25 protein-coding genes and 1 tRNA gene are annotated in these 22808 nt (G+C 69.2%); 18 read left to right on the forward strand and 8 right to left on the reverse strand.

Translation table 11 applies throughout. The features are described from left to right. Positions 1–63 precede the first annotated feature (63 nt). Together ABZV94_RS12235 and ABZV94_RS12240 are read left to right on the forward strand one after the other, a co-directional pair. Positions 64–1116, forward strand: coding sequence for a YIP1 family protein (locus ABZV94_RS12235; protein ID WP_356339980.1), 1053 nt, complete (start codon positions 64–66; stop codon positions 1114–1116). A 237-nt stretch (positions 1117–1353) separates the two neighbouring features. Beyond that, positions 1354–1824: a recombinase family protein gene (locus ABZV94_RS12240; RefSeq protein ID WP_356339983.1), complete on the forward strand. Its 471-nt coding sequence runs from the start codon at positions 1354–1356 to the stop codon at positions 1822–1824. Between the two features lie 460 nt (positions 1825–2284). Here ABZV94_RS12240 and ABZV94_RS12245 read toward each other — a convergent pair whose 3' ends face one another. Together ABZV94_RS12245 and dcd are read right to left on the reverse strand one after the other, a co-directional pair. Continuing rightward, positions 2285–2800 carry a phosphoribosyltransferase gene (locus ABZV94_RS12245; protein ID WP_356339985.1) on the reverse strand — a complete coding sequence of 172 codons (516 nt, stop codon included), beginning with the start codon at positions 2798–2800 and terminating at the stop codon, positions 2285–2287. A gap of 13 nt (positions 2801–2813) precedes the next feature. Beyond that, positions 2814–3389: a dCTP deaminase gene (gene dcd, locus ABZV94_RS12250; RefSeq protein ID WP_103814803.1), complete on the reverse strand. Its 576-nt coding sequence runs from the start codon at positions 3387–3389 to the stop codon at positions 2814–2816. A 531-nt stretch (positions 3390–3920) separates the two neighbouring features. Here dcd and ABZV94_RS12255 point away from each other — a divergent pair. Further along, a tRNA-Gly gene (locus ABZV94_RS12255) sits at positions 3921–3994 on the forward strand. 334 nt (positions 3995–4328) lie between these two features. On the opposite strand, the gene ABZV94_RS12260 is transcribed toward ABZV94_RS12255, so the two are convergent. The 5 genes from ABZV94_RS12260 to ABZV94_RS12280 all read right to left on the reverse strand — a co-directional run bounded on the left by ABZV94_RS12260 (position 4329) and on the right by ABZV94_RS12280 (position 8134). Further along, entirely contained in the window at positions 4329–5483 is a 1155-nt protein-coding gene (locus ABZV94_RS12260) for an XRE family transcriptional regulator (RefSeq protein WP_356339988.1), read from the reverse strand. Positions 5484–5517: 34 nt separating this feature from the next. Beyond that, the gene (locus ABZV94_RS12265; protein WP_356339990.1) at positions 5518–6171 is read right to left on the reverse strand and encodes a hypothetical protein; all 654 of its coding nucleotides are present in this window, start codon (positions 6169–6171) and stop codon (positions 5518–5520) included. 201 nt (positions 6172–6372) lie between these two features. Continuing rightward, the gene (locus tag ABZV94_RS12270; RefSeq protein WP_356339992.1) at positions 6373–7524 is read right to left on the reverse strand and encodes a site-specific integrase; all 1152 of its coding nucleotides are present in this window, start codon (positions 7522–7524) and stop codon (positions 6373–6375) included. After that, on the reverse strand, positions 7524–7736 hold the full coding sequence (locus ABZV94_RS12275) for an excisionase family DNA-binding protein (RefSeq protein WP_171154376.1): 213 nt from the start codon (positions 7734–7736) through the stop codon (positions 7524–7526). Before ABZV94_RS12275 ends, ABZV94_RS12270 begins: the two co-directional genes overlap by 1 nt. 140 nt (positions 7737–7876) lie before the next feature. Beyond that, on the reverse strand, positions 7877–8134 hold the full coding sequence (locus ABZV94_RS12280; RefSeq protein WP_171154378.1) for a helix-turn-helix transcriptional regulator: 258 nt from the start codon (positions 8132–8134) through the stop codon (positions 7877–7879). 496 nt (positions 8135–8630) lie between these two features. On the opposite strand from ABZV94_RS12280, the gene ABZV94_RS12285 reads away from it, so the two are divergent. From ABZV94_RS12285 to ABZV94_RS12305, 5 genes are all read left to right on the forward strand, one after another. Beyond that, positions 8631–9545 (forward strand): hypothetical protein, encoded by a 915-nt coding sequence (locus ABZV94_RS12285; protein ID WP_356339995.1) that lies wholly within the window; start codon positions 8631–8633, stop codon positions 9543–9545. Then, positions 9542–10237, forward strand: a complete 696-nt coding sequence (locus ABZV94_RS12290; RefSeq protein ID WP_356340034.1) for an ATP-binding protein — start codon at positions 9542–9544, stop codon at positions 10235–10237. The genes ABZV94_RS12285 and ABZV94_RS12290 overlap by 4 nt, the downstream gene beginning before the upstream one ends. A 777-nt stretch (positions 10238–11014) precedes the next feature. Beyond that, entirely contained in the window at positions 11015–11506 is a 492-nt protein-coding gene (mobC, locus tag ABZV94_RS12295) for a plasmid mobilization relaxosome protein MobC (RefSeq protein ID WP_356339997.1), read from the forward strand. Continuing rightward, positions 11503–13236 (forward strand): relaxase/mobilization nuclease domain-containing protein, encoded by a 1734-nt coding sequence (locus ABZV94_RS12300; protein ID WP_356339999.1) that lies wholly within the window; start codon positions 11503–11505, stop codon positions 13234–13236. The genes mobC and ABZV94_RS12300 overlap by 4 nt, the downstream gene beginning before the upstream one ends. A gap of 233 nt (positions 13237–13469) precedes the next feature. Further along, complete coding sequence (locus ABZV94_RS12305) at positions 13470–13859, forward strand: hypothetical protein (protein ID WP_171154386.1); 390 nt, start codon at positions 13470–13472, stop codon at positions 13857–13859. 93 nt (positions 13860–13952) lie between these two features. Here ABZV94_RS12305 and ABZV94_RS12310 read toward each other — a convergent pair whose 3' ends face one another. Next, positions 13953–15392, reverse strand: a complete 1440-nt coding sequence (locus ABZV94_RS12310; protein WP_356340002.1) for a hypothetical protein — start codon at positions 15390–15392, stop codon at positions 13953–13955. 306 nt (positions 15393–15698) lie between these two features. Here ABZV94_RS12310 and ABZV94_RS12315 point away from each other — a divergent pair, with 306 nt between their 5' ends. The 10 genes from ABZV94_RS12315 to ABZV94_RS12360 all read left to right on the forward strand — a co-directional run bounded on the left by ABZV94_RS12315 (position 15699) and on the right by ABZV94_RS12360 (position 22803). After that, positions 15699–16349 carry an HAD-IA family hydrolase gene (locus tag ABZV94_RS12315; protein ID WP_356340004.1) on the forward strand — a complete coding sequence of 217 codons (651 nt, stop codon included), beginning with the start codon at positions 15699–15701 and terminating at the stop codon, positions 16347–16349. Positions 16350–16455: 106 nt separating this feature from the next. Then, on the forward strand, positions 16456–17658 hold the full coding sequence (locus ABZV94_RS12320) for a helix-turn-helix transcriptional regulator (RefSeq protein ID WP_356340006.1): 1203 nt from the start codon (positions 16456–16458) through the stop codon (positions 17656–17658). Positions 17659–17719: 61 nt separating this feature from the next. Beyond that, positions 17720–18289 carry a hypothetical protein gene (locus ABZV94_RS12325; RefSeq protein WP_356340007.1) on the forward strand — a complete coding sequence of 190 codons (570 nt, stop codon included), beginning with the start codon at positions 17720–17722 and terminating at the stop codon, positions 18287–18289. Then, complete coding sequence (locus ABZV94_RS12330; RefSeq protein ID WP_171154393.1) at positions 18286–18492, forward strand: hypothetical protein; 207 nt, start codon at positions 18286–18288, stop codon at positions 18490–18492. Before ABZV94_RS12325 ends, ABZV94_RS12330 begins: the two co-directional genes overlap by 4 nt. Continuing rightward, positions 18492–18695 carry a hypothetical protein gene (locus tag ABZV94_RS12335; RefSeq protein ID WP_171154395.1) on the forward strand — a complete coding sequence of 68 codons (204 nt, stop codon included), beginning with the start codon at positions 18492–18494 and terminating at the stop codon, positions 18693–18695. The genes ABZV94_RS12330 and ABZV94_RS12335 overlap by 1 nt, the downstream gene beginning before the upstream one ends. Positions 18696–18805: 110 nt before the next feature. Then, positions 18806–19693, forward strand: coding sequence for a glycosyltransferase (locus tag ABZV94_RS12340; RefSeq protein WP_356340009.1), 888 nt, complete (start codon positions 18806–18808; stop codon positions 19691–19693). Then, positions 19690–20571, forward strand: coding sequence for a phosphotransferase (locus ABZV94_RS12345; protein ID WP_356340011.1), 882 nt, complete (start codon positions 19690–19692; stop codon positions 20569–20571). The genes ABZV94_RS12340 and ABZV94_RS12345 overlap by 4 nt, the downstream gene beginning before the upstream one ends. Then, complete coding sequence (locus ABZV94_RS12350; RefSeq protein ID WP_171154399.1) at positions 20568–21299, forward strand: glycosyltransferase; 732 nt, start codon at positions 20568–20570, stop codon at positions 21297–21299. Before ABZV94_RS12345 ends, ABZV94_RS12350 begins: the two co-directional genes overlap by 4 nt. Continuing rightward, positions 21296–22192, forward strand: coding sequence for a PIG-L family deacetylase (locus ABZV94_RS12355; protein WP_249400219.1), 897 nt, complete (start codon positions 21296–21298; stop codon positions 22190–22192). The genes ABZV94_RS12350 and ABZV94_RS12355 overlap by 4 nt, the downstream gene beginning before the upstream one ends. Then, a complete protein-coding gene (locus ABZV94_RS12360; protein WP_356340014.1) occupies positions 22189–22803 on the forward strand; it encodes a hypothetical protein in 615 nt (204 codons plus the stop codon). The genes ABZV94_RS12355 and ABZV94_RS12360 overlap by 4 nt, the downstream gene beginning before the upstream one ends. Positions 22804–22808 lie beyond the last annotated feature (5 nt).

Genomic DNA, 22808 nt, shown 5'->3' on the forward strand with positions numbered 1-22808 from the left:
GGGGGAACGCCCGGGAGAACCCGGGCCGGACCCTGAATCGTCCCCCTGACGTCCCCTTAGGGGATGTCACAGGTCGGCCGCAAAGCCGGGCCCGGACCGCCGGGCCCGGCACGTCGGCCCGCCGGACCAGGTACGTTCGTTGACGTGGCTGGATTCAGGATCGGACGCGGGGGCCGGGACAACCGCACCCCCCAAGGACAGCAGGCGCCGCAGGGGCCGTCGTACGGGCACGGACACGGGCGGGGGCACGGGAACGGCCCGGCGCAGCCCGGGGGGCCGTCGTACGGGCAGCCGCCGTACGGCCGGCCGGGCCCGTCCGGCCCCTCGTACGGCTACCCGTCGGCGCCGCAGCCGCCGTACCAGCGGCAGGGGCAGCCGTACGGGTACCCGGGGCCGGCCGACGACGGACCGGAGTACTTCGGCGACGGCGGCCACCCCGGGCCCGGCGGGCACGACCCCTACGCGGCCAACAACCCGGGCCACACCCAGGCCTTCTCGGTCGACGAGGCCGCCGGCTACACCCAGGGCGCGACCTACCAGGCCGGCTCCGCCGCCGCGCCCGCCGCGCCGCTCGGCCCGCCCCTGCACTGGAAGGACCTACTGAAGGGGATCGTCCTGTCCCCGAACGACACGTTCCTGCGCATGCGGGACTACACGATGTGGGCGCCCGCCCTCGTCGTGACCTTCCTCTACGGCCTGCTCGCGGTCTTCGGCTTCGACGGCGCCCGCCAGGACGCGATCAGCGCGACGCTCTCCAACGCGGTGCCGATCGTGCTGATCACGGCGGTCGTGATGGTGCTCGGTCTGTTCGTCCTGGGCGTGGTCACCCACACCCTCGCCCGCCAGCTCGGCGGAGACGGCGCCTGGCAGCCCACGGTGGGCCTGTCCATGCTGATCACGGCCCTCACGGACGCGCCCCGCCTGGTCGTCGCCATGTTCTTCGGCGGCGACGCCGGCTTCGTCCAGCTCCTCGGCTGGGCCACCTGGGTCGGCGCGGGCGCCCTGCTGACCCTCATGGTGTCCCGCTCCCACGACCTGCCGTGGCCGCGGGCGCTGGGGGCGTCGGCGATCCAGCTGATCGCGCTGCTGTCGATCGTGAAGCTGGGCACGTTCTGACGGTTCGGGTACACGGAGGGGCCCCCGGCCGCGCGCCGGGGGCCCCTCGTCCGTGTGGGCCTGTGCTTCTCAGGCGTCCGGAACGTTCTCAGGCGTCCAGAACCTGCCCCGCACGCTTGACCACGGGCGGCTCGACACTCAAGTCTGACTTGACTCGATGACGGCCTGAGCCCTGTTCTGGAGGCAGGGGGCCCGATCTTGGCACGCAGGGTGGGGATCTACAGGTCGTGGCAGGCCGTGAAGGTCTACGAACGCGACGATCTCGAGTTGATGTTGAAGGACCTCCGCGCCGGCCTGATCGACGGCATCGTGGCCTACGACCTGGACCGGCTCGCCCGGCAGCCGAGGGACCTGGAACGCCTCATCGAGATCTACGACGAACGCCCGCGGCTGGAGTTCGCCACCGTCACCAATGACATCAACATCGGGACGCCGGACGGCCGCACCATGGCGCGCATCGCGAGGCACAGCGCGAGATCCTGGCCGGGGTCCGCATCGGGACCATCCGCACGAGGTGGCAGGAGCAAGGGTTGGCGCGCTCCACCTGGACGCCATGAACCACGCCCGCTCCACGGGGTGTGGGTCGAGGGCGGACGGGATGGGAGCTGGGGTGGACGGTGGGTCGAGGAGGGAGGCGGGTGCGGCTTGGCACGCCCTGTACCGGTGTTTTGCCGCACCGCAAGGCTGCAGGCCCTGCTCGTGCAATAGCCTTCCCAAGGAGGGGTGCTATGACTGCGTGGGTCATGTTGGGTTCCGGCTGCTTTGCCGTAGTCCTGGGCGTGTTGACCTTGACCGGCAGCCGAGGAATCGCAGAGTACGCGCGGTCACCTAGGGCTGGTTGGGGTCGGATAGCGATGGGTGGCGGTTTCGTCCTGGACGGCGGAGCCAAACTTCTCGGCTTCTCATCCGGAGCGGGGATGGTTGTTTCCACCGTTGCCCTGGGGATCGTCGTGCTCGGTGCGGTGCTTCAGCTCCGGGCCGGAGTGTTCGCCAAGGCTCGTCATGCTGGCGACGCAAATTGAGCGGCGCCTGTACTCCCCGGCAAGGAGAACCGTCAAGTGGGCCACCGATGTCTGACACCAGCGGCTGACACCAACAGCCGCGAACACGGGCGGTCTATCGGCGAAACGCAGGCTTCGGAAGGCGTCGTGATCGACCTGTAGGCAGGTCAGAGCGCTTCTCTGTTCTCCTTGGGCGCCTCGCCCGACTTATGTACCGGAGGCAAGACACTCCACGGGAAGTTGATCCAGTCGTCGGTCCGCTTCCACACGTACTCGCACTTCACGAGGGAGTGGGACTTCTCGTAGATCACGGCGGAGCGCACCTCGGCGACGGTGTCGAGGCAGAAGTCGCGGACGAGCTTCAGGGTCTTGCCGGTGTCGGCCACGTCGTCCGTGATCAGCACCTTCTTGTCGGAGAAGTCGATCACGTTGGGGACGGGGGCGAGCATGACCGGCATCTCCAGGGTCGTCCCCACACCGGTGTAGAACTCGACGTTCACGAGGTGGATGTTCTTGCAGTCGAGGGCGTAGGCGAGCCCGCCCGCGACGAAGACCCCGCCCCGCGCGATGCTGAGCACGATGTCGGGCTCGTACCCGTCGTCGGCGATGGTCTGCGCCAGCTCGCGGATGGCGGTCCCGAACCGCTCGTAGGTCAGGTTCTCCCGCACGTCTGCGCTGCTCATGCTGTCGTCGCCCTCACACCTGGGTCCGATGGAAATTGAGGTAGGACCGCGAGGCGGTCGGCCCGCGCTGGCCCTGGTACCGGGAGCCGTAGCGCTCACTGCCGTACGGGTGCTCGGCGGGCGAGGTCAGCCGGAACATGCACAGCTGCCCGATCTTCATCCCCGGCCAGAGCTTGATGGGGAGCGTGGCGAGGTTGGACAGCTCCAGGGTGACGTGCCCGCTGAAGCCGGGGTCGATGAACCCGGCGGTGGAGTGCGTGACCAGCCCCAGCCGCCCCAGCGAACTCTTCCCCTCCAGCCGGGAGGCGAGATCGTCGGGCAGCGTGATCACCTCGTACGTGGAGGCGAGCACGAACTCCCCGGGATGCAGGATGAACGGCTCGTCGCCCTCGGGCTCGACCAGCCGGGTCAGATCGGCCTGCTCGACGGAGGGGTCGATGTGCGGGTACCGGTGGTTCTCGAACACCCGGAAGTACCGGTCCAGCCGCACGTCGATGCTCGACGGCTGCACCATGGTTTCGTCATAGGGATCGATCCGTACCCGCCCGGCGTCGATCTCGGCCCGGATGTCCTTGTCTGAGAGAAGCACGTAGCGAGGATACGCAAGGCGCGCGGACCCGTCGCAATCGCGACGGGACCGCGCGCCCGCTGTCACACCCCGACTACAGCCGGTCCTCTCGCGCTGCCGTCACCTCTTCTGCAGGGCGACGGGGACCGCACTGCGGAGCCGGGCACACCGCGGACACCGCACGAGCCGGCCGGGGCCGAGCCGCCCGGCCTGCTGCATCGGGAACGAAGCGGTGCTGAAGACGTGCCCGTCCGCGCATCGGACGACGGTGCGTTCCATCAAGTCCCTCAAGTCCCTTCCCCAAGAGCCTCGTCCGGCGTTGCGGCCCGGACGACAAAAGCCACATTACGGGATCAAAGAGACGACTCTCCAGGCGGCACTCCGGCCCCACCGGACGCCTCCACGGTACGCCCCAACTCCTGCCGCCCGCAGCCGGATCCCCCCTCCGCAACGGACTCGGCCCCCGGGGTCCGAACACCGGGGGCCGACGATGATGTAAAGTGAGCAGGCATCCGGACACCGGACCCTCCGGGGCCGTACCGTCCGTGTTACGCGGGTGTAGTTTAATGGTAGAACATCAGCTTCCCAAGCTGAGAGCGCGAGTTCGATTCTCGTCACCCGCTCCAGAGAAAAACCCCAGGTCAGCGGCCTGGGGTTTGTTTGTTGTCCAGTCCAATTTGCGGCGGACGTGCCCCCTGCGTGCCCTAAACGCAGGGGAACCGCGCCGCAAGCGGCATTGCGGCGCAATCGAGCGAGACCCGCATGCGATCCGTCTCGAATATTGAGACGGATTTCGTGTGAGCTGCGCCACTTACCTGTGAAATCGCCTAAGCAAAGCGCTGGTTCCTCTGACCTGGGTCCCGTGAATGGTGGGCGCGGCAGGGGCGCCAACCGAATGACGGTAGCCAGGGCACCCAGGTGCTCCATGGAACCGGCTAGGGGTGATCCATCGCCGTGGACTCAGCGAACGACGGACAGCCGGGGCCGGCCTACCGTGCCGCCATGCCGCGGCCCGTCCCCCTCATGAGCGGTCACCACGAGCCCGAAGATCAGGTCATTGAGGTCGGCAGGCTGGAGGTGCAGCTCACGGGCCACATCAGCGCGTCGCGTTCCCTCCTTGCGCAGGGCGGTGAACACCTTGGCGAGCACCTGGGATGTCTCCCGAGCCACCCCGCTACCAGGTTCAGCCCTGCGGTAGCCGAGGCGGCTAAGTTCCACGCAGTGAGTGCGGTACTGCCACTCAGTGGTCAGGCCCAGTTCGTGCAGCCGGTGGGCCAGGGCCATGGCGGCGACCTTCCAGCGGCGTTTGGCCTGGAGGATCCACTGAGTGCTTGCGCCGCGCGGGGCGTGGGCGAGCACGTCCGCTCGCGGCATGAGCAAGGCGGCGGCAAAGCGGTGCGCTTCGGCCTCGGCCTGCGGACCGTGGGGCATCTGCTCCTCGCCGTGCAGGACAAGGTGGCCGAGTTCATGGGCGGCGTCGAAGCGGCCGCGTTCCGCGGTCTTCTCGGTGCTGAGCAACACGAACGGGATGCCGCGGTCCCAGAAGGAGAAGGCGTCGACCTCAGGGCAGTCCCGGGAGAGGGAGAAGATTCGCACGCCGTGCGCCTCCAGGAGGTGCACCAAATTCGGGATCGGCGCGTTCCCGAGTCCCCAGCGGGCGCGCACAAGCGCGGCGGCTTCCTCCGCCGGACAGTCAGTTCCCGCTGCCTCCCCTGGGTGGGGAATCTGGTCTTCGTTCGAGCCCAGACGGCTGAAGGAGGTCAACGACGGAATGTCGGGAGCGGGCAGCCGGAAGTGCCCGCCGATCCAGTCCTGGAGCACACGAGCAAGCCGCCCGGAGCTGAGGGCGATGTCCCGCTGTGAGGCGGTCATCTTGCTCAGAGCACGGAAACTGACCGAGTCCACGGTCAGCTCGGCAACCTCCTCAGCGGTGAAGAACGAAGGGGGGAACCCCAACGCTGTCGCGAGCGCCTCCAGCGACGGAGGGCTGGGGGTGGCCCGTCCGTTCTCGAAGTCGGACAGCCTGCGTGGCGTCAGGCCAGCCAGTTGGGCGAGGCGGGTGACGGTCAGTCCTCGGCGCTTGCGCGCGAGCACCAGCCGGGATGCGGTGGTCATGGGAGGAGCCAAGTAGGAGGTCGGGGCGGGACGGTCAGGCCAGGCGTTCGATCGGGATGTCGATGCCGCCCTGGTCGTCGGAGTCGTCGACGAACGGAGTGAAGCCCTCGAAGTCGATCCAGGGGAGGATGATCCGCTCGTACCAGCTGCTGATCTTGCCACGGTTGCCCGTGTCATTGGGGAACGACAGCTCGGCGTGGAGGCGGGTTCCCTGGTCGGTCTTCGAATGGTGGTACAGCAGAAACCAGGTCGGGATGCCGTCGCCGGCGTCGTGCGGCTCGGGCTGAACCTCAGTCTCGCCGAACGGCAGCAGCAGCTGGCGGTTGGTCTCCACCCGCTTGATCACCGCGCTGCCCTTCGGGTAGCGGGTGGACGGCGTAAGCGCCGCGTACCCGGTCTCCGCACTGCCGCTGGAGGCAGTGATCGCGAAGTTGCCGGAGGGCGCGACGAGCAGCGGAACGTTGCTGGGGCTGACGCTGGTCCATCCCTCAGGGATGTACGCCTCCCGCAGGAAGCGGATGGTGCGCCCCCAGAAGATGTTGCCGGGCAAGGAGACCGGATCGAGCGGCGTGCAGAAGTTGCGCTCTGCCTCGGCTCGGCGCAGGGCGCTCTCGATCTCGTCGACCGACAGTCCCAGCTCGGCGAGGCGATCGCGAACCCTGAGGTCTTCTGCATGCACGACGGTCATGACCAGCCTCTCTACACACTTGACTCGACTTCCGGAAATCCTCCCTCAGATGAGGTGGAAAATCAAGAAATTGGCCAGGTCAGCGCCGCGAGAGGCCAGTGCAATGCATTCACAGAGGTCACCTCTGGCCCAAACAGGCAGCTCAGCGCCCCTGGGGGATCCGGCCAATACAGCCAGATCCCCACACGCGGTGGCCAGCTCTTACGCCTCTCGGGAATGTTGCTTGGCCGCCGTAGCCTCTTGGCGCTGGGCGCGGACCTCGGCGTCGATGCCTTGGGCCAGCTTGCGCTGGTGCTTCGCCGTCGAGTGCTGGTAGATCAGCTGGGCACGCTCCGAGGACTGGCCGGCGCGGACCATGAGGTCCTTCAGCTTGACGCCGGTGTCGGCGGCGAGGGTGTTGCCGGTGTGCCGGAGGTCGTAGAAGCGGAAGTTGGCGGGCATGCCGGCCTTCGTCCTGGCCTTGCGCCACTTGCGGCCGAAGGTCGAGCGGCGGAACGGGGCGCCCTTCTCGCCGACGAAGAGGAGGCCGTCCGGCTCTTTCTCCGCGAACCACCGAAGGTGCCGGCGCAGCTCCGGCAGCAGGAAGTCGGGCAGGTACACGGTGCGCTTGCCCGCGCGGGTCTTGGGCGCGCCGGTGACCCGCCTGCCGTTCGTCAACTCCGGCGACGCGTGCGTGATCCGCAGGGAGCACTCGTCGAGATCGACACTGTGGCGGCGCAGTTCGGCCAGTTCCTCGGGGCGGAGGGAGGCGAAGGCGCCGAGCAGGACCATGAGCCGCCAGCGTGGGCCCAAGGCGTCGGCGAGGTCGAAGACCTGCTCCACGGTGGCTGTGGGGCGCTCGTCGGCCTCTTCTTTACCGGCGCCTTTGATACGGCAGGGGTTGGTCGGGAGCAGGTCGTCGTCGACTGCGGTCTGCAGAATCGCCTTCAGCAGCCGGTACGACTTGGCGACCGTGGTGTCGCCCGTCGCCTTCCGTCGTTCGGCGCGCCATGCGCGGACGGAGGGCGGGGTGATCTCGTCCAGGTCCTTGCCGCCGAACGCCGGCAGGATGTGCAGGCGGAGCAGGCCGCTGTAGCGGTCGACCGTGATCGGTGCCAAACCGCGCTCCTCCAGCCACCGCAGGGCGTACTTCTCGAAGTTGACCGCGCCGGCGTCCGGGTTCCGCCACTGGCTGCGCTCGATGTCCGCGCGGACCAGGTTGAGCCAGTCCTGGGCGTCGGTCTTGGTGTCGAACGTCTCGGGGGCCTTGTGACGGGTCCCGTCCGGGCCGACGTAACGGGCCTGCCACCGGCCCGAGGCGAGCTTGCGTACGGTGCCGAACTCCCGTCGGCGCTGCTGTCTGCGTCCTGCCATCAGGCTGCCCTCCCGTACTGGAGACGGGTGCGGCGGACCGGCTCGACGGTGCGTGCCTCGATGTACTCGGTGACGGCGCTCTCCGGGATGCGGACCGGGCGGCCGAGCTTGACGTAGCGGATGCGGCGTTCGGCGATGAGGCGGCGAACGAACCGTTCGCCCGTGCCGAGTTGTTCGGCGGCTTCGTCCACCGTCAGCAGACGGTCAGCCATTGGTGATCACCTCCTTTCGGGCGCGCTGAAGGCGGAAGCGGGCAGGGGATATTGCGGGTGGGTGCAAGGGCGGTGGTTCCTCACTCGGGATGAAGCGGGGCGGCGATTCTGGGGGCGGTTCCGGGGTGGCGGAGTCGGGTTCAGGCGGTCGCTGGGCCGTGGAGGAGGGCCGGGACCGGCACGTGCAGCGCCTGTGCGATGGCGACCAGGTCGTCGATGTCGCAGCGTCGCTGGGCACGTTCGATGCGGGACAGCATCGTGTTGGACATCGGCCGGCCGAGAGCAGTGACACGAGCGGCAAGTTCCCGCTGTGCGAGGCCGCGCTCGGTACGGAGAATTTCGATGGTTCGGGCTGCCCTTATTCCGGCTGGGCCGATTTCCAGTGAACGTGCTGCCATGGCTCCGTTGTAACGTGCACTCGCCGGTTTGGTTAACCGGCGATCGTCGGCTATGTTGCGCCCCGCGCGCTCGGCATGCGGGGTACGCCCCTCACGACAGCCCGTGCTTCGAGCAGCGCCCAGAGCCTGTCTAACGTGGGGTGTTGTGTTGTAACTTCGCCGCCCACAGACGTCAACGGCTTGCCGGTGTGATCCTTCTGGCTCGGGTTTCCGGGCAACTATTTGGTCAGCGGCCGATCGTGCCCTACCGTTTTCCCACCGCCTTCTCCGACCTGATTTCCGACTGCCTTTCTGCCGTCAGAGATCTGGCCGTTTGGGGCTGGACTTGTCTGGACTGGGTGTGGCTATGTTGACGACAGCCCCGGAAAAGCCGCGAACCTCTCAGCGCGCCGCGCGGCAGCCGGTCGGCCAACTCCCCACGCCTGACGCCACACCCCATTCGACGGTGAGCCATGGGTGCCCGCCCTCTGGCCACCGAGTGAGGACCGCCCCGCTCTTGGCACGCATCCGCACCATCAAGCCCGAAGCTTTCGTCTCCGAGTCCCTGGCCGCCGTCACCCTGACCGCCGAGCGCACCTTCTTCGGCCTGCTCACCCAGGCCGACGACCAGGGCCGTCACCGCGACCACGCCGCGATCATCGCCGGACAGCTCTGGGTCCTGCGCCCCGAACACACCCCCGCCGACGTCGAGAAGGACCTCGCCCAGCTCGCCGACGCCGGCCTCATCTGCCGCTACACCGGCCCGGACGACAAGCGATACCTGCACGTCGTCACCTGGCACCAGCACCAGAAAATCAACCGGCCCAGCAAGAGCAGGCTCCCCACATGCCCCCACCACGACGCCGTCGGTGGCACCCCACGAGCTGGGCTCGGTCTCACCGAGGCCGCAGCGCTGCCTCACGGAACAGTCCGTGAGGGCTCCCGCCAACGGCAGGAGACGGCGGCGAATATCGAAGACGTCAGCGAAACCGCAGGTCAGGGCGGTTCCACGGAGCCTTCCGTGAAGGCGCACGACAGGCTCACGGAGCCGTCCGTGAGTCCTCAGGGTCCGGATCTAGGACCTAGGAACATGGATCTAGGAAGTACCCCTTCGGGGGGCGCAAGCGCCCCCGCGCCCGACACCGTCTCGGCCCAGCACCTCATCGCCGAGTACGCCGCCGCTTGCACACACCGTCCGCCCAAGGACGTCCTGGGCCACCTCGGTCGCGAGGTGCGAAAGCTGCTCGACGAGGGCATCGACCCCGCACACATCCGGGCCGGCCTCGAACGGCACCGCGCCAAGGGTCTGCACCCCAGCACCTTGCCGAGCCTCGTGCACGAGGCCATGAACGCCACCCCCGCCGGGACAGTTGCCCACAGGGCGTGGACAAACCCCGCCGATGTCGCCGCCGCCTATGGAGAGCAGCTCTGACCGCCACCCTCACCCGCGAGCCCCAGCAGGTCGGCCCCGTCGCCGCCCGCCTCAACGGCATCCTGGCCAGGCGGGGCATCGACCCCGCCGCAGCGGTTGCCGGGGAATCCCCGGCCGAGCCGGTCACCGCTCTGGAGCTGGCCGACGCCCGTATCCCCGCCCGCTACCGCCGCGCCCTGGCCGGCCATCCGCAGATCACCGCCTGGGCCGACGAGATCACCCGCGCCGGACGCCCCGGCCCCGGCGGACCGGGCATCGCCGAAGGCCCGTCGCTGCTGATCGCCGGCCCCACGGGCACGGGCAAGACGTACCAGGCGTACGGCGCCATCCGCACCCTCCTCGCCCGCGGGGTCCGCCTGCGCTGGGAAGCCACCACCACCGCGGACCTCCACGCCCGCCTGCGCCCCCGCGCCGGCCACGACACCGAACGCGACCTGCAGACCCTGGCACGCAGCCCGCTGCTGCTCCTGGACGACCTCGGCGCGGCCAAGACCAGCGAATGGACCGAGGAGCTGACCTACCGGCTCATCAACCACCGGTACGAGCACATGCTCCCCACCCTCATCACCACCAACCTTCCGATGGAGCAGCTGCGCGTCACCCTCGGTGACCGCGTCGCCTCCCGCCTCGCCGAGATGACCGAACGCGTCATCCTCGACGGCCCCGACCGAAGGCGTCACCGCCCCACCTGACCCGGCGGCAGGCTGCCGATCACGGGGACGGACCTCCCGAGGGGCCTTCGTCCGGAAACCGGAGTGGCCTCGGGACCGAACGCGGGGCCGAAGACCGACTCCGGGGACCGGGGACCAGGCGCGGGGACCGGCCCCCAACGTGCGGGGACCATCCGGGGACCAACGCAGCGACAACCCATTGGGGACCGAGGTCCGACTCGGGGACCGAGCCTGGGGGCCGGGGACCGGTCCCCCACGCAGTCATCGGACGCGGGGAGCGGTCCCGGCGAAGCAGCAGGTCACGCGGCCTATGACTGCGTAGAAAGTGGGGCTGCGACGGGGGCCCACGTCACCTGCCCGGGGACCGGCGTGACCGTCGGGACGAAACCCGGGGACCGGGGACCGAACCTGGGGACCGGTCCCCAACGGACTCATCGGATGTGGGGACCGAGACCACCGGTCCCCGCACTTTCGGAACCGGCATTCGCCAACGACCCGCGCCCAGTCCCGCACGTCAGAAGCCAGAAGAAGTGGGGACCGGTCCCCACTCTCGGCCCGGGCCTGAGGACACACCACCCACCTGGCCCGTCCGTCCCAGCGTCCCGCCCCGCGAACCACACAGCGCCACACCACACGCCATGCCTCAACTGGCCGAGAGAGACTTCCGTGCACCAGACAAACCGCGAAGCGCCCCCCAGCATCCGCCAGGACACCAACACCCTGGCCCCAGGCGGAGCAAGTTGGAGGTCCGGACACTCCCCCGCGGGGGGAGCGCCCGAACCCGGTCCCGACCCTGGGATGGCGGGTCCCGTCCGGCACCAGGGGGCACCGGACGGGAAGGCTGCGACCGAGGGCGGACCGCAGCCAGGCAAGGCCGGCCACAAGGGCAGGGCCAGGAAGGGGAGGTCGCGTCCGCGTGACAAGAAGCAGCGCCCCGCTCACAGTGTCCGCCTCAACGACCAGGAATTCGCTCTGATCCAGTCCGGCGCCGACCACGTCGGCATGAGCGTGGCCGGGTTCCTGGCCCACTCTGCCCTGGCCGCTGCCCGCGACCAGTCCCGCACCGCAGCGGCCATCGCCACCGAGTGGGACATCCTGACCGCGCTGTTCGGTGTGCGCCGTCAGCTCGGCTGGGCGGGCAGCAACGTCAACCAGATCGCCAAGGCACTCAACTCCGGTGTCGATGCACCGCACTTCGCCGCCGTCCTCGCCGACCTGCAGCGTGCCGCACAGGCGGTCCAGCGGGCAGCCGACAGGGTCGCCAACGGGCAGGAGGGCGAGGCGGCTTGATCCCTCGGATCCACCAGCAGGGCAGCAACACCCTCGGACTTTTGCACTACCTGTACGGCAAGGGCACCCACGAGGAGCATGTCGACCCGCACCTGGTCGCTTCCTTCGACGGCATGGCCCCCGACCCCGGCCGTGACCCTTCGGTCACGAAGAGGGACCTCCAGCATCTCCTAGACCAGCCCCTGTCGCTGCTCGACGCGGGCCGGCGTCCTGACAAGCACGTCTGGCACTGCTCGGTGCGCGCCGCTCCAGGCGACCCGATCCTGTCCGACGAACAGTGGGGCGACATCGCCCGCCGCATGGTCGCCGCCACCGGCATCGACCCCGGCGACGGCGCCGGCTGCCGCTGGGCCGCCGTCCGGCACGCCGACGACCACATCCACATCATCGCCACCCTCGTCCGCGAGGACGGACGCCGGCCCGATCACCACCGCTCCGGCAAACGCGCCCAGGCCGAGTGCCGACTGATCGAAAAGGAACTCGGCCTGCACCAGGTCGCGCCCGGGGACGGCACCGCCGCCAAGCGGGCCACCAGCGCCGAGCGGCACAAGGCCGAACGCACGGGCAGGGAGCGTCCGGCGCGCGAGGAGCTGCGGGAGACCGTACGGCGAGCGGTCGCCGGCGCGACGAGCGAGGAGGAGTTCTTCGACCGGCTGGCCGCCGCCGGTCTGCTGATCCGCAAGCGCGTCGCACCCTCCGGCGACCTGATCGGCTACAAGGTCGCCCTGCCCGATGACCGCAACGGTGAGAAGGAGCCAGTGTTCTACGCGGGCTCCACGCTCGCACCCGACCTGTCCCTGCCCCGCATCCGCGAACGCTGGACGCTTCCTGCGGAGACCGCTTCGGCGGACGGCTCGCGGCCGGAGCAGTCCGCTCTGCCGGACGTGACAGGTGCCGCGTTCGCGCGGCGCCGGGCCACCGCGGCTACCTGGCAGGCACTTCTGATCATCGACCACGGCGACGACGGTGCAGCAGCGGCCCAGATCGCTGCGGCGGGAGAGGTGCTGGACGCGCTGGCCAAGACCTCCGCCGCCCACACCCGCGCTCAGCTACGCGAGGCGGCCTCCGTGTTCGAGCGGGCGAGCCGCTCCCACGTGAAGGCTGTAAGCGGGCACGACCGCGCCCTGCGCCAGGCCGCCCGCGACCTCGTCCTCAGCGGACCTGCCCTGGGCCGAGGGGAAGACGGCGCCACCACCGCCATGCTCATCGACATGGCCTTCTTCCTCGCCATCGCCGCGGCGAACTGGCATGCCAAGAGGCATCACGCCCAGCAGGCGAAGGCCGCCCGCCAGGCGGCCGAACACCTCCGCGCCGCCTACCAGGCCGCCGCCGGCCAGCCCATGGACGTGCTCCAGCAGCGAGGCCGCCGCATGCCCCAACCCCTGCAGCACCGGCAGGTGGCCGTCCTGCACCACGCAGTGCCCGACCTGGCCGAACAGATTCTGGCCGAACCCGGCTGGCCCGCCCTGGCCGCCACCCTCGCCGACGCCCAGGACGCCGGCCAGAACCCGGCCACCTTGCTTGCCGAGGCCACACGACGGCGAGAACTCGAGAGCGCCACCTCGATCAGCGACGTCCTCATCTGGCGCCTGCGCCGCAGCGCCCACCTGCCCGCCGCCCCGGAAAGCCCCAGGACACGACCACCCGAGACAAGGCACCGCGCCCCCTCCCCTGCGCCCACCGCACAACCCGCGAACGGGGCAGCGAACGGCACCGCCCGTCGGCGCTGACCGGACAAGCGCAGGCGGAAGGCAGCCGAGGATCCCCGGTTACCAAGACCGGGGATCCTCCGGAGCATTTGGTGTCCAGATGCCCCCCGCCACGTCTTTGGCGCCGTCTCCCCACCGCAGTCGAGCCCGCGTCGCGCCTGCCGCACGCCCGCGTCCGACAAACAACCCAACGCCAGGGCCCTCGCCCTCGCAGCCCACACCGTCTCGACCAAGGCACCTCAAGGAATCACCCCATGCCCGAACTCTCCCTTCGCCCCGACGTCGTTGTCCTCCTCACCGAATGGGACACCTCCCGCCGCGACCCCGATCTCCTGTACCGCCGCGACGGCAGCCCGTTCACCCCTGCCGAACACGACCTCATCTACACCTGCACCCAGGCAGAGATAGACGCCGCGCTCGCGCAGAAGCGGCTTGCGAACGACTTGGTGATCGAACATCGGGCCCTGCAGACAGCCCTGGTCAACCTGTGCCTGAAGTACGTCGACCCGCTCCCCGACGGCACCATGCCCAGCAACGTCTACGCCCTCATGACCGACGAGGACTACGCCGAATGCGGGCGCCTGGTCGAAGCCCTCCGCGCGCGAGACCCCTTCCGATACCGCTACCTGCACGAACAGGACTGACAGCCAAACGGGAGTGGCTGCCAAGGAGCCTCGCCCACACCCAGGCCCAGGTCGGCACCGCTTCGGCAGTGGCCCCAGACGCGTCTCCGCTGATCAGGCTTCTGCCGGATCCTCCTGTGATTCAGGCTGCTCAGGGACGGTCGCCGTGTGAATACAGCGGACCATGGCCCCCGTGTCCGTCTCGCGCAACCCCTGGTGGTCACACTGGGGGCAGGCGCTGATCACGGAGCGGTCCCGCACTCGCTCGACCTCAGCATTCAACTGCCTGAGCACTGCCAGCGCAGGCGGCTGTTGGTGCCAGCGCGGCGGGTCGTACTCCGGGATGGCATGGTGGACCTCGATCGCGGTGTCGATCTTGTTGTTGAGGATGGTGACCGCGCCAGAGGACGCCTCGGGCGGGCCCATGTGCGCGTTGCGCTCTTTCCAAGCCGCCGCCGAGTCCGCTGCCCGCCAGGCGAAGCAGATCATCTGCCCCGACGTGTATCCCGCCGCGAATCCCTTCCTGACGATGTCGGCCAGTTCCTGGCGCCGGCCTTCAGGCACGGCGGGATAGTCGTACTTCTTGGTCAGAAGCCCGTCGAGGTAGGAGATGACGTTGATGATCTCCATGCGGTCGACGAGCTCGGCCAGCGCCTGACGGTCGTCGTGAGCTTCCTGGCCGGGAGCGGTCATGAAGTGTGTCCTGACAGCCCGCGCGTTGGCTGTGGCCGTCGTGCTTCCGCCTACGAGGCGCCACTTCACCTCCGGGCCGAAGAAGCGGAGTTCGCCGTCCTCCTCGGAGACGTCGAATGCCTTCCTCGGCGTCTCGGAGGCGATGGCGACCAGGTGGGCACGGTACAAATCGAGAAGGGCCTCTGTGTCCCTTTCTGTGTCGCCTGTCCATCCGAGCGAGCCCAGGTCGGCCACGCTGGGCAGGGGCTTGCCAGGGTTGTATGCGGCGTGATTGACCAGGACCAGGTACAGGGCGAGAGCGGTCGGACGGCGGTAGGGCAGACGGCTCGTTGATCCGTCCTTCGCCTCTTCGTCGGCGAGGGCCGCGGCGATGGTCCGCGCCTCTTCCTCGGCCTTCAGCTTCTCCCGTTCCTTCTCGGCGCGCACCGCCTGCAGTCTCCGCTCGCGCTCACGTTCCTCGTCCCGCCGCTGGACGTCGCTGCACTCTGGACAGAGGTACCTGTCGTTGAGCCGGTCCAAGTACTTGCCGCCGACCCTGACGGCCCACGACCGGTTGGTGACTCGGATGGGTTCATCACAGTTCCGACAGAGCGACTTGAGCAGAACGGCGTGGGAGACGGACGTGGCCGTCGCTGCAACCCATTGCTGGTCACCAATGCTCCCCACCGTGCGGGTCCAGGTGCCTTCCTCGGTGATCTCCCAGTACTGGGCGGCAACTTCCCGTGCATGCTTGGGACAGTCGGCCTTGATGACGGCGCGAATGCGCGGCTCGCCGGGCGGGAACTCGATGATCAGCGGGGATGGGGCAGTCAGCTTCTTGTTCGCCTGTGCCCGCTGGCGACGGCGTTGGCGCTTACCCATGCGACTCACTCTGACTCATGTCATCAGATGATCTCTCATGCCGGACACGCCGGTGGTCGTTTTCGGAAGTACGAAAGGGTGATTGTGCGGCTTGCAAAGTGACGTACCGAACCGGTGGTGGCGTGCTGGAACGACCTCCGCTAGTGGCGTGCGTACACCCCTCCAGCCTGGAGCACGGCCATGAAACGCATCAGTAGGGCCGGAGTCGTTGGACGAAGTGCAAGGCTTGGCGGCATCCGCGTCCTCGGTGCGCGGTAGCGTCTCTGTGAGGCCAAGGGAGAGGGAGCACTCAGTATGCCGCAGCCCATGGGTACCACGGACCGTCAAGCCAAGCATGGGCTCATCCTTGACTTCGCCGGGGTTTTGACCGCTGATCCGCGTTCCGTGCACCGCGCTTGGTGCGAGTCTGAAGGGCTTCCCCCAGAAGCATGGCGTGCCACTCTCAACGACCACCCTGAAGGCCGGCGGTTGTACGCGGCGCTGGAAGTCGGTGAGATCGACCAGGCCGAGTGGAACAAGCGCACTGCGGCTCTTCTCGGTGCGCATGTCGCACCGGACAACCTGATGGGGCGGGCATGGGCCGCAGTGCCCCCAGCCCGGCGCATGGCCGCACTCGCGCGAGCCGCCAAGAGCGCGGGGTACCGTCTCGCCCTCCTGTCGAACAGCTTCGGCACCGATCCCTTCAACCCATACGTGCAGGCCGGGATTTGGGATCTGTTCGATGTGCGCGTCATTTCGGAGCAGGTCCGCATGGCGAAGCCCGACCCTGCCATCTACAAGCTGACGTTGGAACGTCTCGGGCTTCCTGCGCAGGCATGCGTGTTCGTCGATGACCACCCTCGGAATCTGCCACCTGCCGAGGCCCTGGGCATCACTACCGTCCTTGCGACGGATGAAGTCGCAACGGTGGCCGAGCTTGAGGCATTGCTCGGAGTGAGCGCCGTGCTTTCTGTCTAGCGGCGACTTCCAGCCAACTAACGGCTCCTGTAGTACCCATGGGTGTTGCCCGTCGTAAAGCAGTGGGTACGGTCCGTGCCTGGCCGGACGGGGAGGAGTTGCTGCCATGCAGTGGTCCGAGTACAGCACCGCTGAACGCATCAAGAGGCTGCGTGGCCCCATGACGCAGGAGCAGTTGGCAGAAGCCGCCAACGTTTCCGTTGGTGTCGTGCGCAAGCTGGAACGGGGCGGCACCGCTTCCCTTCCTTCGCTTCTGTCCATCGCCTCCGCCCTCGGGACGGACATCGCCGTCCTTCTCGGCCAGCAGGCGCCCCGTCGCGCCATGGACCGTGACGAGCGCGCAGCGCTGCGCGCGCTGTCTGCTGCCACGCACGACGCCGCGATCGGCATTCCCACCGACAGTGAGCCGGGCACCGTGGAGGAGCTGCGTGCTGTCGTTCGGCGTGCTGATGCGGCCTACTGGGCGGGCCGTTACACCGAACTCGGTGCGCTGCTCGGTGCCTTGCTGCCCGAAGCCCGCGCCCGGTACGACGCTGCGGACGCTCGCGAGTGGGAGGCAGCGGCCGGCGTCCTGGCCGATGTCTTCCAGACTGCCGGGATGGCTGCGAACGTGTGGGGTTCACGGGACCTGGCCTACGCGGCACTCACCTACGGCCGGCAGATCGCCGTCCAGGCCGGCGACGATCTGAGGGATGCCCACCTGGCCGCCACCACAGCGTGGGTGAATCTCCGCGACGGGCGGACCGCGCAGGGCTTCGCGCTCGCCGCCGCGCAGGCCGACCGGATCGAGCCGAAGATGTCCGAGCATGATCCGGACCGGCTGTCGGTGTACGGGCAGCTCGTCACGAACGCTGCTGTGGCGGCATCCCGGGGTGGCGCCGCGCCGGACACCGCGCGGGAGTACCTCTCTCAGGCGCACGCAGTCGGCGCCCGCCTCGGGGCGGAGCATGCTCGTGGTCGGCATGCCCAGCCCTTCGGGCCGCTCTACGCCGCCACGCAGGCGATGAGCATCGCCGTCGCCCTCGGCGACACCGGCGGTGCGCTCCGGCTCATGGACACCATCCGGCTGGACGAGACGGTGCCCCTCGCCACTCGGGCCCGGTACGGCCTCGACGTAGCGTTGACGCACGTGGACTGCCGCCGATGGGACCAGGCTGCCGACACCCTGGAAAAGGTCTGCGGCATGGCGCCGGGGTGGGTGCGGCACCAAATGCTCCCTGGAGTGATCATTTCTCGCCTCGCGGGCGTGTCCGTTGCGCGGCTCCGTGGGCTCGCCCACGCAGCCGGTGTGCCCCTCGCCGTGCGCTGACCGCCCACCGCCACGCCCCGTAGCAGCCCGGAAGCTGCCATCAGCCCCACTGCCACGCTCCATGGCAGTCCTGCCGCAGGACGACAGCGCAACAGCACGGGACGTGGCAGCCCATCGCCACACGAGTTCCTGGCGCCGCCACGAGCCGTGCCTGTCCCGCGCACAGGATCGGCAGCACGCTGAGCGCATGCCGAAATCCCCATCCGGCGGCATCGGACACGTACCGGTTGCCGTCTACTCCTGTGCGGCCGAGTCGGCCGCTGTCCGCGAGGCCGAGCGCCGCGCACGCCAATACGCCGACGCCCGGCACTGGCATGTGGCCGGCACCTGGTCCGATGACGACCCGAGCGTGCCCTTGGACGCCCGCCCGGCTTGGGCGGCTGTCACGAGCGCACTGTCCTCCGGTCTGATCCGCGGCATCGTCGTCGCCGGAATCACCCACCTCGCTGAAGAAGCCGGTCAGTTCGCTGCGCTCGGCGTCCTCATCCGTGACCGGGGCGGCTTCCTCGCCGAGGCGACGTCGCCGCCGGCCCGCCAGACCCCGGCGCAGCACGAACGCCGCCGCATCCTGCTCGAAGCCTCCTCAGGCTGGTGGCTGTGGGGAGACCTCGTGCCGGGAGCCGCCTCGTGACCCGGGCACGGGCGGAGGTCGGTGACCTGGTCGAGGACGCTGACGGACGTCACGCCATCGTCACCGACATCAGGCAGGACACCGACTGGGTCCTGCGGCCCGAGTCGGGCAGCCCCACGATTCAGTGGGAGACGGACGAGCCGGACACCCTCCACGTCATCGAGACGCGCACAGAACGCCTGAGCCGAGAGAAGACCACCTGATGCGCAGCCGCCACAAGGCCCCTGGCGGGGCCGTCGATTCCGTCGAGCGGTTCTGCATCGGCGTGTGGTTCACCGGCCATCTCGCTGCCGCAGTCACGCTCGGCACGCTGATTACGAACGACCATCAGGACCTCGCCGCCGGCCAGGGGCCGACAGTCAGCCAGCCGGACGCCAGCCCGGACGAGGCCGACGGCGCGTTCTAGTCCTGCTCGCCGCTGTCGGCGCTCCTCAGCCGCACGGTGCGCGGACATCGACGACTCACAGCTCATCGCCAGATCTTTTCCCTCCACCACGCCCGGAAGGCGGACTCGCCGTGTACGCATTCGGCATCTGCATCGACCGGCACTACCTCACCCCCGGCCTCGCCACGATCGCCTCCCTGGCGGACAGTCTCAGCCCCAGCGCCCGCGAGTCCGCGGCGCTGCGCCTCCTCAGCTTCGACCTGGGAGCGTCCGAGATGCTGCTCCTGGCCGACCTCGCCAAGCGGGTCGGCTTCGGCTCGTTCGCCCTGGCCCGTCGCTCCCCACTGCGCTCCGCTCAGATGGCGGACGCCTCGTACATCACCGTCACCACCTACCTGCGATTCGAGTTCACACCCGAGTTCGTCCGCCGCCCGTACCTGATCTATGTAGACGCCGATGTTCTGGTCCGCGGCGACCTGACCACCCCGCTCGACGCTCTCCGCCCTGGCGAGGTCGGCGCCGTACGCGACGAGTTCAACCCGGCAGTCGGCCGCTGTCCCGCCCTGCCGGGTGCCGCGGAACGTTGGCCGCTTCTGAGGGACCGTCCCTACTACAACGCCGGTCTCCTGTGGGCTCACACCGCCGATCTGCCGCGGATCCGTCAGGGCGTCGAGCAGGCCCTGGTCAGACACCACCGACACATCCTCCACAACGACCAGGACGCCCTGAACCTGTGGCTCCTCCACGCCGGCCGCGTGCGAGCGGTCGACGCTGCTTACAACCGGTTCGAAGTAGGCCGGTACCTCGAACGCGGCAACTGGGTGCACCGCGTCGTCACCCGACCCCTGCGGTCGGACCCGGCCGCGCGCCTGCTCCACTTCGTAGGCCCAGAGAAGCCCTGGCAGGCGGCGTGTCCTAGTACGGAGGACGTGCAGGAGTACCGCACTCTTCTGAAGCGGACCCTGCGGCACGTCCGTGCGCTGGGCGCCGCCCATCCCGAGCCGGTGGGGCTTCGATGACTACGCCGCCCGCGATGGTCTCCCGCGCATGCAGCACCCTGCTCGGAACACCTGCCCGGACCGCGGAGCGCCTGTCGGCGGGCTCCCGGACGGCCGTGTTCCGGGCCGGCCTCCGCGACGGCCGCAGAGTGATCGTGAAGCTGCACGACCACACCGCCCGCCGCAACGCGCTGACCGAGGCCGTCGCCATCCGCGCGGCCGGCGTCACTGTGCCTGTCCCGCAGGTGCTCGGTAGCGGCACCATCTCCAGCGAGGGAGCCACCGCGCTCATCACTTGCGACCTCGGCGGGCACACACTTGGGGTCTCCGTGCGCTCCGGCCGCATTCCGCATGCCCAAGCCCTCAAAGACCTCGGCAGCCTCCTCGCGCGCCTGCACCGAGCACCTGTCGAGCAGGTAGTGCCCCGCCGCCCGTTCTTCGACTCGTTCTCCCCTCTGACCCGCCGCTGCCCTCCAGAATTGCTGAATCAGATCGGCCCTGCTCTCGCCGTCATCGCCGACACAGCGGAACGAGCACCCAGCGTGTGGTGCCACGGCGACATCCACTTCGACAACGTCGTCCTCTCCGGCCCGCACGGCACGCGCTATCTGGTCGACTTCACCGATGCCGCGCCCGGCCTACGAGAGGCAGACGTCGCTCACGCCCTCGTCATGACCGCGGCCCACACTCCATGGGACCGCCGCACCCTGCTCGACGCCTACGCGGCGCCCCTGGACGACACCCGGCTCTCGGCGTGGGTGGTCGTCCACACGGCGCGCTGCTGGGTTCACGCCACGCCCGGCACCAGCCGCCACTTGTGGTCGGACCGCCTGGCCGACCTGGCCCGTCAGACACCGCACCTCTTCCGCACGGCCCGAAGGGAAGGCACACAGCGATGACCAGCCCTGGACTGACGGTGGTCATTCCAGCCCACAACGAAGCCGCCTACCTGCCTCGTTACCTGCCCACCGTCCTCTCGTCCCTCGAACGCTGGGAGGAGACGAGCGGCGAACGAGGGGAGGTGGTCGTGGTGGACAACGCTTCCACCGACGCCACTGCCGACATGGCCGCCTCGTTCGGCGTCCGAGTGATCAGCGAGACCGTCCGCAATATCGGCCGGGTCCGCAACGCCGGCGCGGCTGCCGCCGAGGGCCGCAGGCTGTTCTTCACGGACGCCGACGTCGCTCTGCCCATGGAGGCGATCACCGCCGCGGCCACCGCCATGGACAGCGGCGCCGTCGGCGGGGCCATCCCGCCCCTGTACACCCCCGAGCGGCTCGGCGCGCGGCTGCTCTGTGCCTACTGGGACCACTACCGGGAAACGCACGGCGGCGCGCAAGGCGTCGCCCAGTTCGCCACGGCCGCTGCTTTCCAGGAGATCGGCGGATACCGCGACGACCTGTTCATGAGCGAGGACGTCGAGTTCTTCCGCCGCCTAACGGCACACGGCCGCAGCACGAACGCACTGGTCGTGATCCTCGACGAGCTGCGCGTACGCCCCTCCACCCGCCGTTACGACCAGTGGTCCAGCCTCCGGATGCTGTGGTGGCAGAACCCCGTCACCGCCCGGCTGCGGCTCAGCTCCCCACGCATGTGGCGCCACTGGTACGAGACCACCGTCCGATGACCTCGGAGCCCACCATGACCGTGACGCTGCCCGTACCGGATGCGGAAGGGATCTACACCTTCCCCGACGACCTCATGCACGCCCACCGGCAGTGGACCGAGCAGCTGGCCGAACGCCACCGCGCACACGACCACCGGATCATCGAGCTCAAGGCCCCGCACAGCGGGCAGCGCTACCTCATCGAGATGCGCCGCCCGGCCGGCCGCCCCGTGCTCGTCATCGAGCCGCACCACGACGACTTCGCCCTGTCCGCCTCCGGCACCTTCCTCGCCCATCCCCGACCGCTCACCGTGACCACGGTGTTCACCCGCTCCACCAGCGTCCACCCGACCCTGGAAGACGCCTACGGCACCGAGTCCGTCGTATCCGACCTGCGCAACCGGGAAGGCGCCGCCGCCCTGGCGCCCTTGGCGGCCGACCGGATCCTCCTCGGCCACAGGGACGCCGAACCCCCGTACCGCCCGTTCGACCAGGACCGTCTGGACCGGATCACGGACGAGCTCCGCGAGATCGCCGAAGCCCACCCCGACGCCGAACTCCTCGCCCCGGCCGCCGTCACCCGCCACCCCGACCACCTCCTCGTACACGCGGCAGCCGTACGACTCGGATGCCGCTGGTTCTGGGAAGACCTCGCCTTCTGGCCCACCTACGCCCTGGCCGGCTGCGACCAGCACCTCTTCCGAGCACGCACCGGTTCCTCCCTGCTCCCCGAGCTCGTCGACATCACCGACGTCGTGCTCGACAAGGTCACGGTGCTGCACATGCACGGCTCGCAGATGCACCCCGCGCGGAAGATGTACCGGCCGATCCGGCACGCCTGGACCACGGCGGCCGACCTCCTGAGCGGCACGGGAGCCTTCGCCGAACGCTTCTACCGGACGGAGTCGCAGTGAAGATCATCGCGCTCGAAGGGCCGTCGTACGCCGGGAAGTCCACCGCCATTCGCCACCTGTGCACGCGCGGCATCCAGGAGCGGGCCTTCGTCTCGGACTGCTACGTCCAGCACATCGCCCGTCGCACCGACATCCCGCCCGCCCACTCCACGTCCGCAGCCGAACAACTCGCCGCGTTCGAGACCTTCATGGGCATCGAAGGCGCTCGCGTGCGCCAGGCACTCGCCAGCTCCAAGCCCGTCGTCCTCCTCGACCGCTCGGTGGACACCCTCCTGGCCCACGCCCACGCGCTCGACGCCCTGTTCGGCTACGACATCCACCACCGCCTGCGCGACCGCCTCCAGGAGCTGCCGTTCCTGCGCCCCCACCACACCCTCTACCTCGACGTGCCGGCCGAAGAGCTGAGCCTGCGCCGCAAGGAGGCCGGGCACGCGGCGGCGGAGTCCGAGTACTTCCTCCACGAGCGAGCGTTCCTCACCCACACGCGGGACTACTTCGTCTCCGCAGCGCAGCCACCGGTGTCGCGGGAAGTGACCGTCATCCCCGCCGACGCCAGCCCGGAGGCGGTCGCGCAAGCGGTGGAGGCCCTCGTCACGTACTGGACCCGGTGACCGGC

The sequence above is a fragment of the Streptomyces sp. NPDC004658 genome (genome assembly GCF_040609555.1).
Lineage (GTDB): Bacteria > Actinomycetota > Actinomycetes > Streptomycetales > Streptomycetaceae > Streptomyces.

What these genes read in the sequence shown, in the direction of transcription:
- ABZV94_RS12335 (WP_171154395.1), top strand. Translation starts at nt 18,492, where the DNA reads ATGCGCAGCCGCCACAAGGCCCCTGGCGGGGCCGTCGATTCCGTCGAG.
- ABZV94_RS12355 (WP_249400219.1), top strand. Translation starts at nt 21,296, where the DNA reads ATGACCTCGGAGCCCACCATGACCGTGACGCTGCCCGTACCGGATGCG.
- ABZV94_RS12280 (WP_171154378.1), bottom strand. Translation starts at nt 8,134, where the DNA reads ATGGCAGCACGTTCACTGGAAATCGGCCCAGCCGGAATAAGGGCAGCC.
- ABZV94_RS12305 (WP_171154386.1), top strand. Translation starts at nt 13,470, where the DNA reads ATGCCCGAACTCTCCCTTCGCCCCGACGTCGTTGTCCTCCTCACCGAA.
- ABZV94_RS12345 (WP_356340011.1), top strand. Translation starts at nt 19,690, where the DNA reads ATGACTACGCCGCCCGCGATGGTCTCCCGCGCATGCAGCACCCTGCTC.
- ABZV94_RS12325 (WP_356340007.1), top strand. Translation starts at nt 17,720, where the DNA reads ATGGCAGTCCTGCCGCAGGACGACAGCGCAACAGCACGGGACGTGGCA.
- ABZV94_RS12260 (WP_356339988.1), bottom strand. Translation starts at nt 5,483, where the DNA reads ATGACCACCGCATCCCGGCTGGTGCTCGCGCGCAAGCGCCGAGGACTG.
- ABZV94_RS12245 (WP_356339985.1), bottom strand. Translation starts at nt 2,800, where the DNA reads ATGAGCAGCGCAGACGTGCGGGAGAACCTGACCTACGAGCGGTTCGGG.
- ABZV94_RS12310 (WP_356340002.1), bottom strand. Translation starts at nt 15,392, where the DNA reads ATGGGTAAGCGCCAACGCCGTCGCCAGCGGGCACAGGCGAACAAGAAG.
- ABZV94_RS12235 (WP_356339980.1), top strand. Translation starts at nt 64, where the DNA reads ATGTCACAGGTCGGCCGCAAAGCCGGGCCCGGACCGCCGGGCCCGGCA.
- ABZV94_RS12265 (WP_356339990.1), bottom strand. Translation starts at nt 6,171, where the DNA reads ATGACCGTCGTGCATGCAGAAGACCTCAGGGTTCGCGATCGCCTCGCC.
- mobC (WP_356339997.1), top strand. Translation starts at nt 11,015, where the DNA reads ATGGCGGGTCCCGTCCGGCACCAGGGGGCACCGGACGGGAAGGCTGCG.
- ABZV94_RS12320 (WP_356340006.1), top strand. Translation starts at nt 16,456, where the DNA reads ATGCAGTGGTCCGAGTACAGCACCGCTGAACGCATCAAGAGGCTGCGT.
- ABZV94_RS12315 (WP_356340004.1), top strand. Translation starts at nt 15,699, where the DNA reads ATGGGTACCACGGACCGTCAAGCCAAGCATGGGCTCATCCTTGACTTC.
- ABZV94_RS12270 (WP_356339992.1), bottom strand. Translation starts at nt 7,524, where the DNA reads ATGGCAGGACGCAGACAGCAGCGCCGACGGGAGTTCGGCACCGTACGC.
- ABZV94_RS12350 (WP_171154399.1), top strand. Translation starts at nt 20,568, where the DNA reads ATGACCAGCCCTGGACTGACGGTGGTCATTCCAGCCCACAACGAAGCC.
- ABZV94_RS12275 (WP_171154376.1), bottom strand. Translation starts at nt 7,736, where the DNA reads ATGGCTGACCGTCTGCTGACGGTGGACGAAGCCGCCGAACAACTCGGC.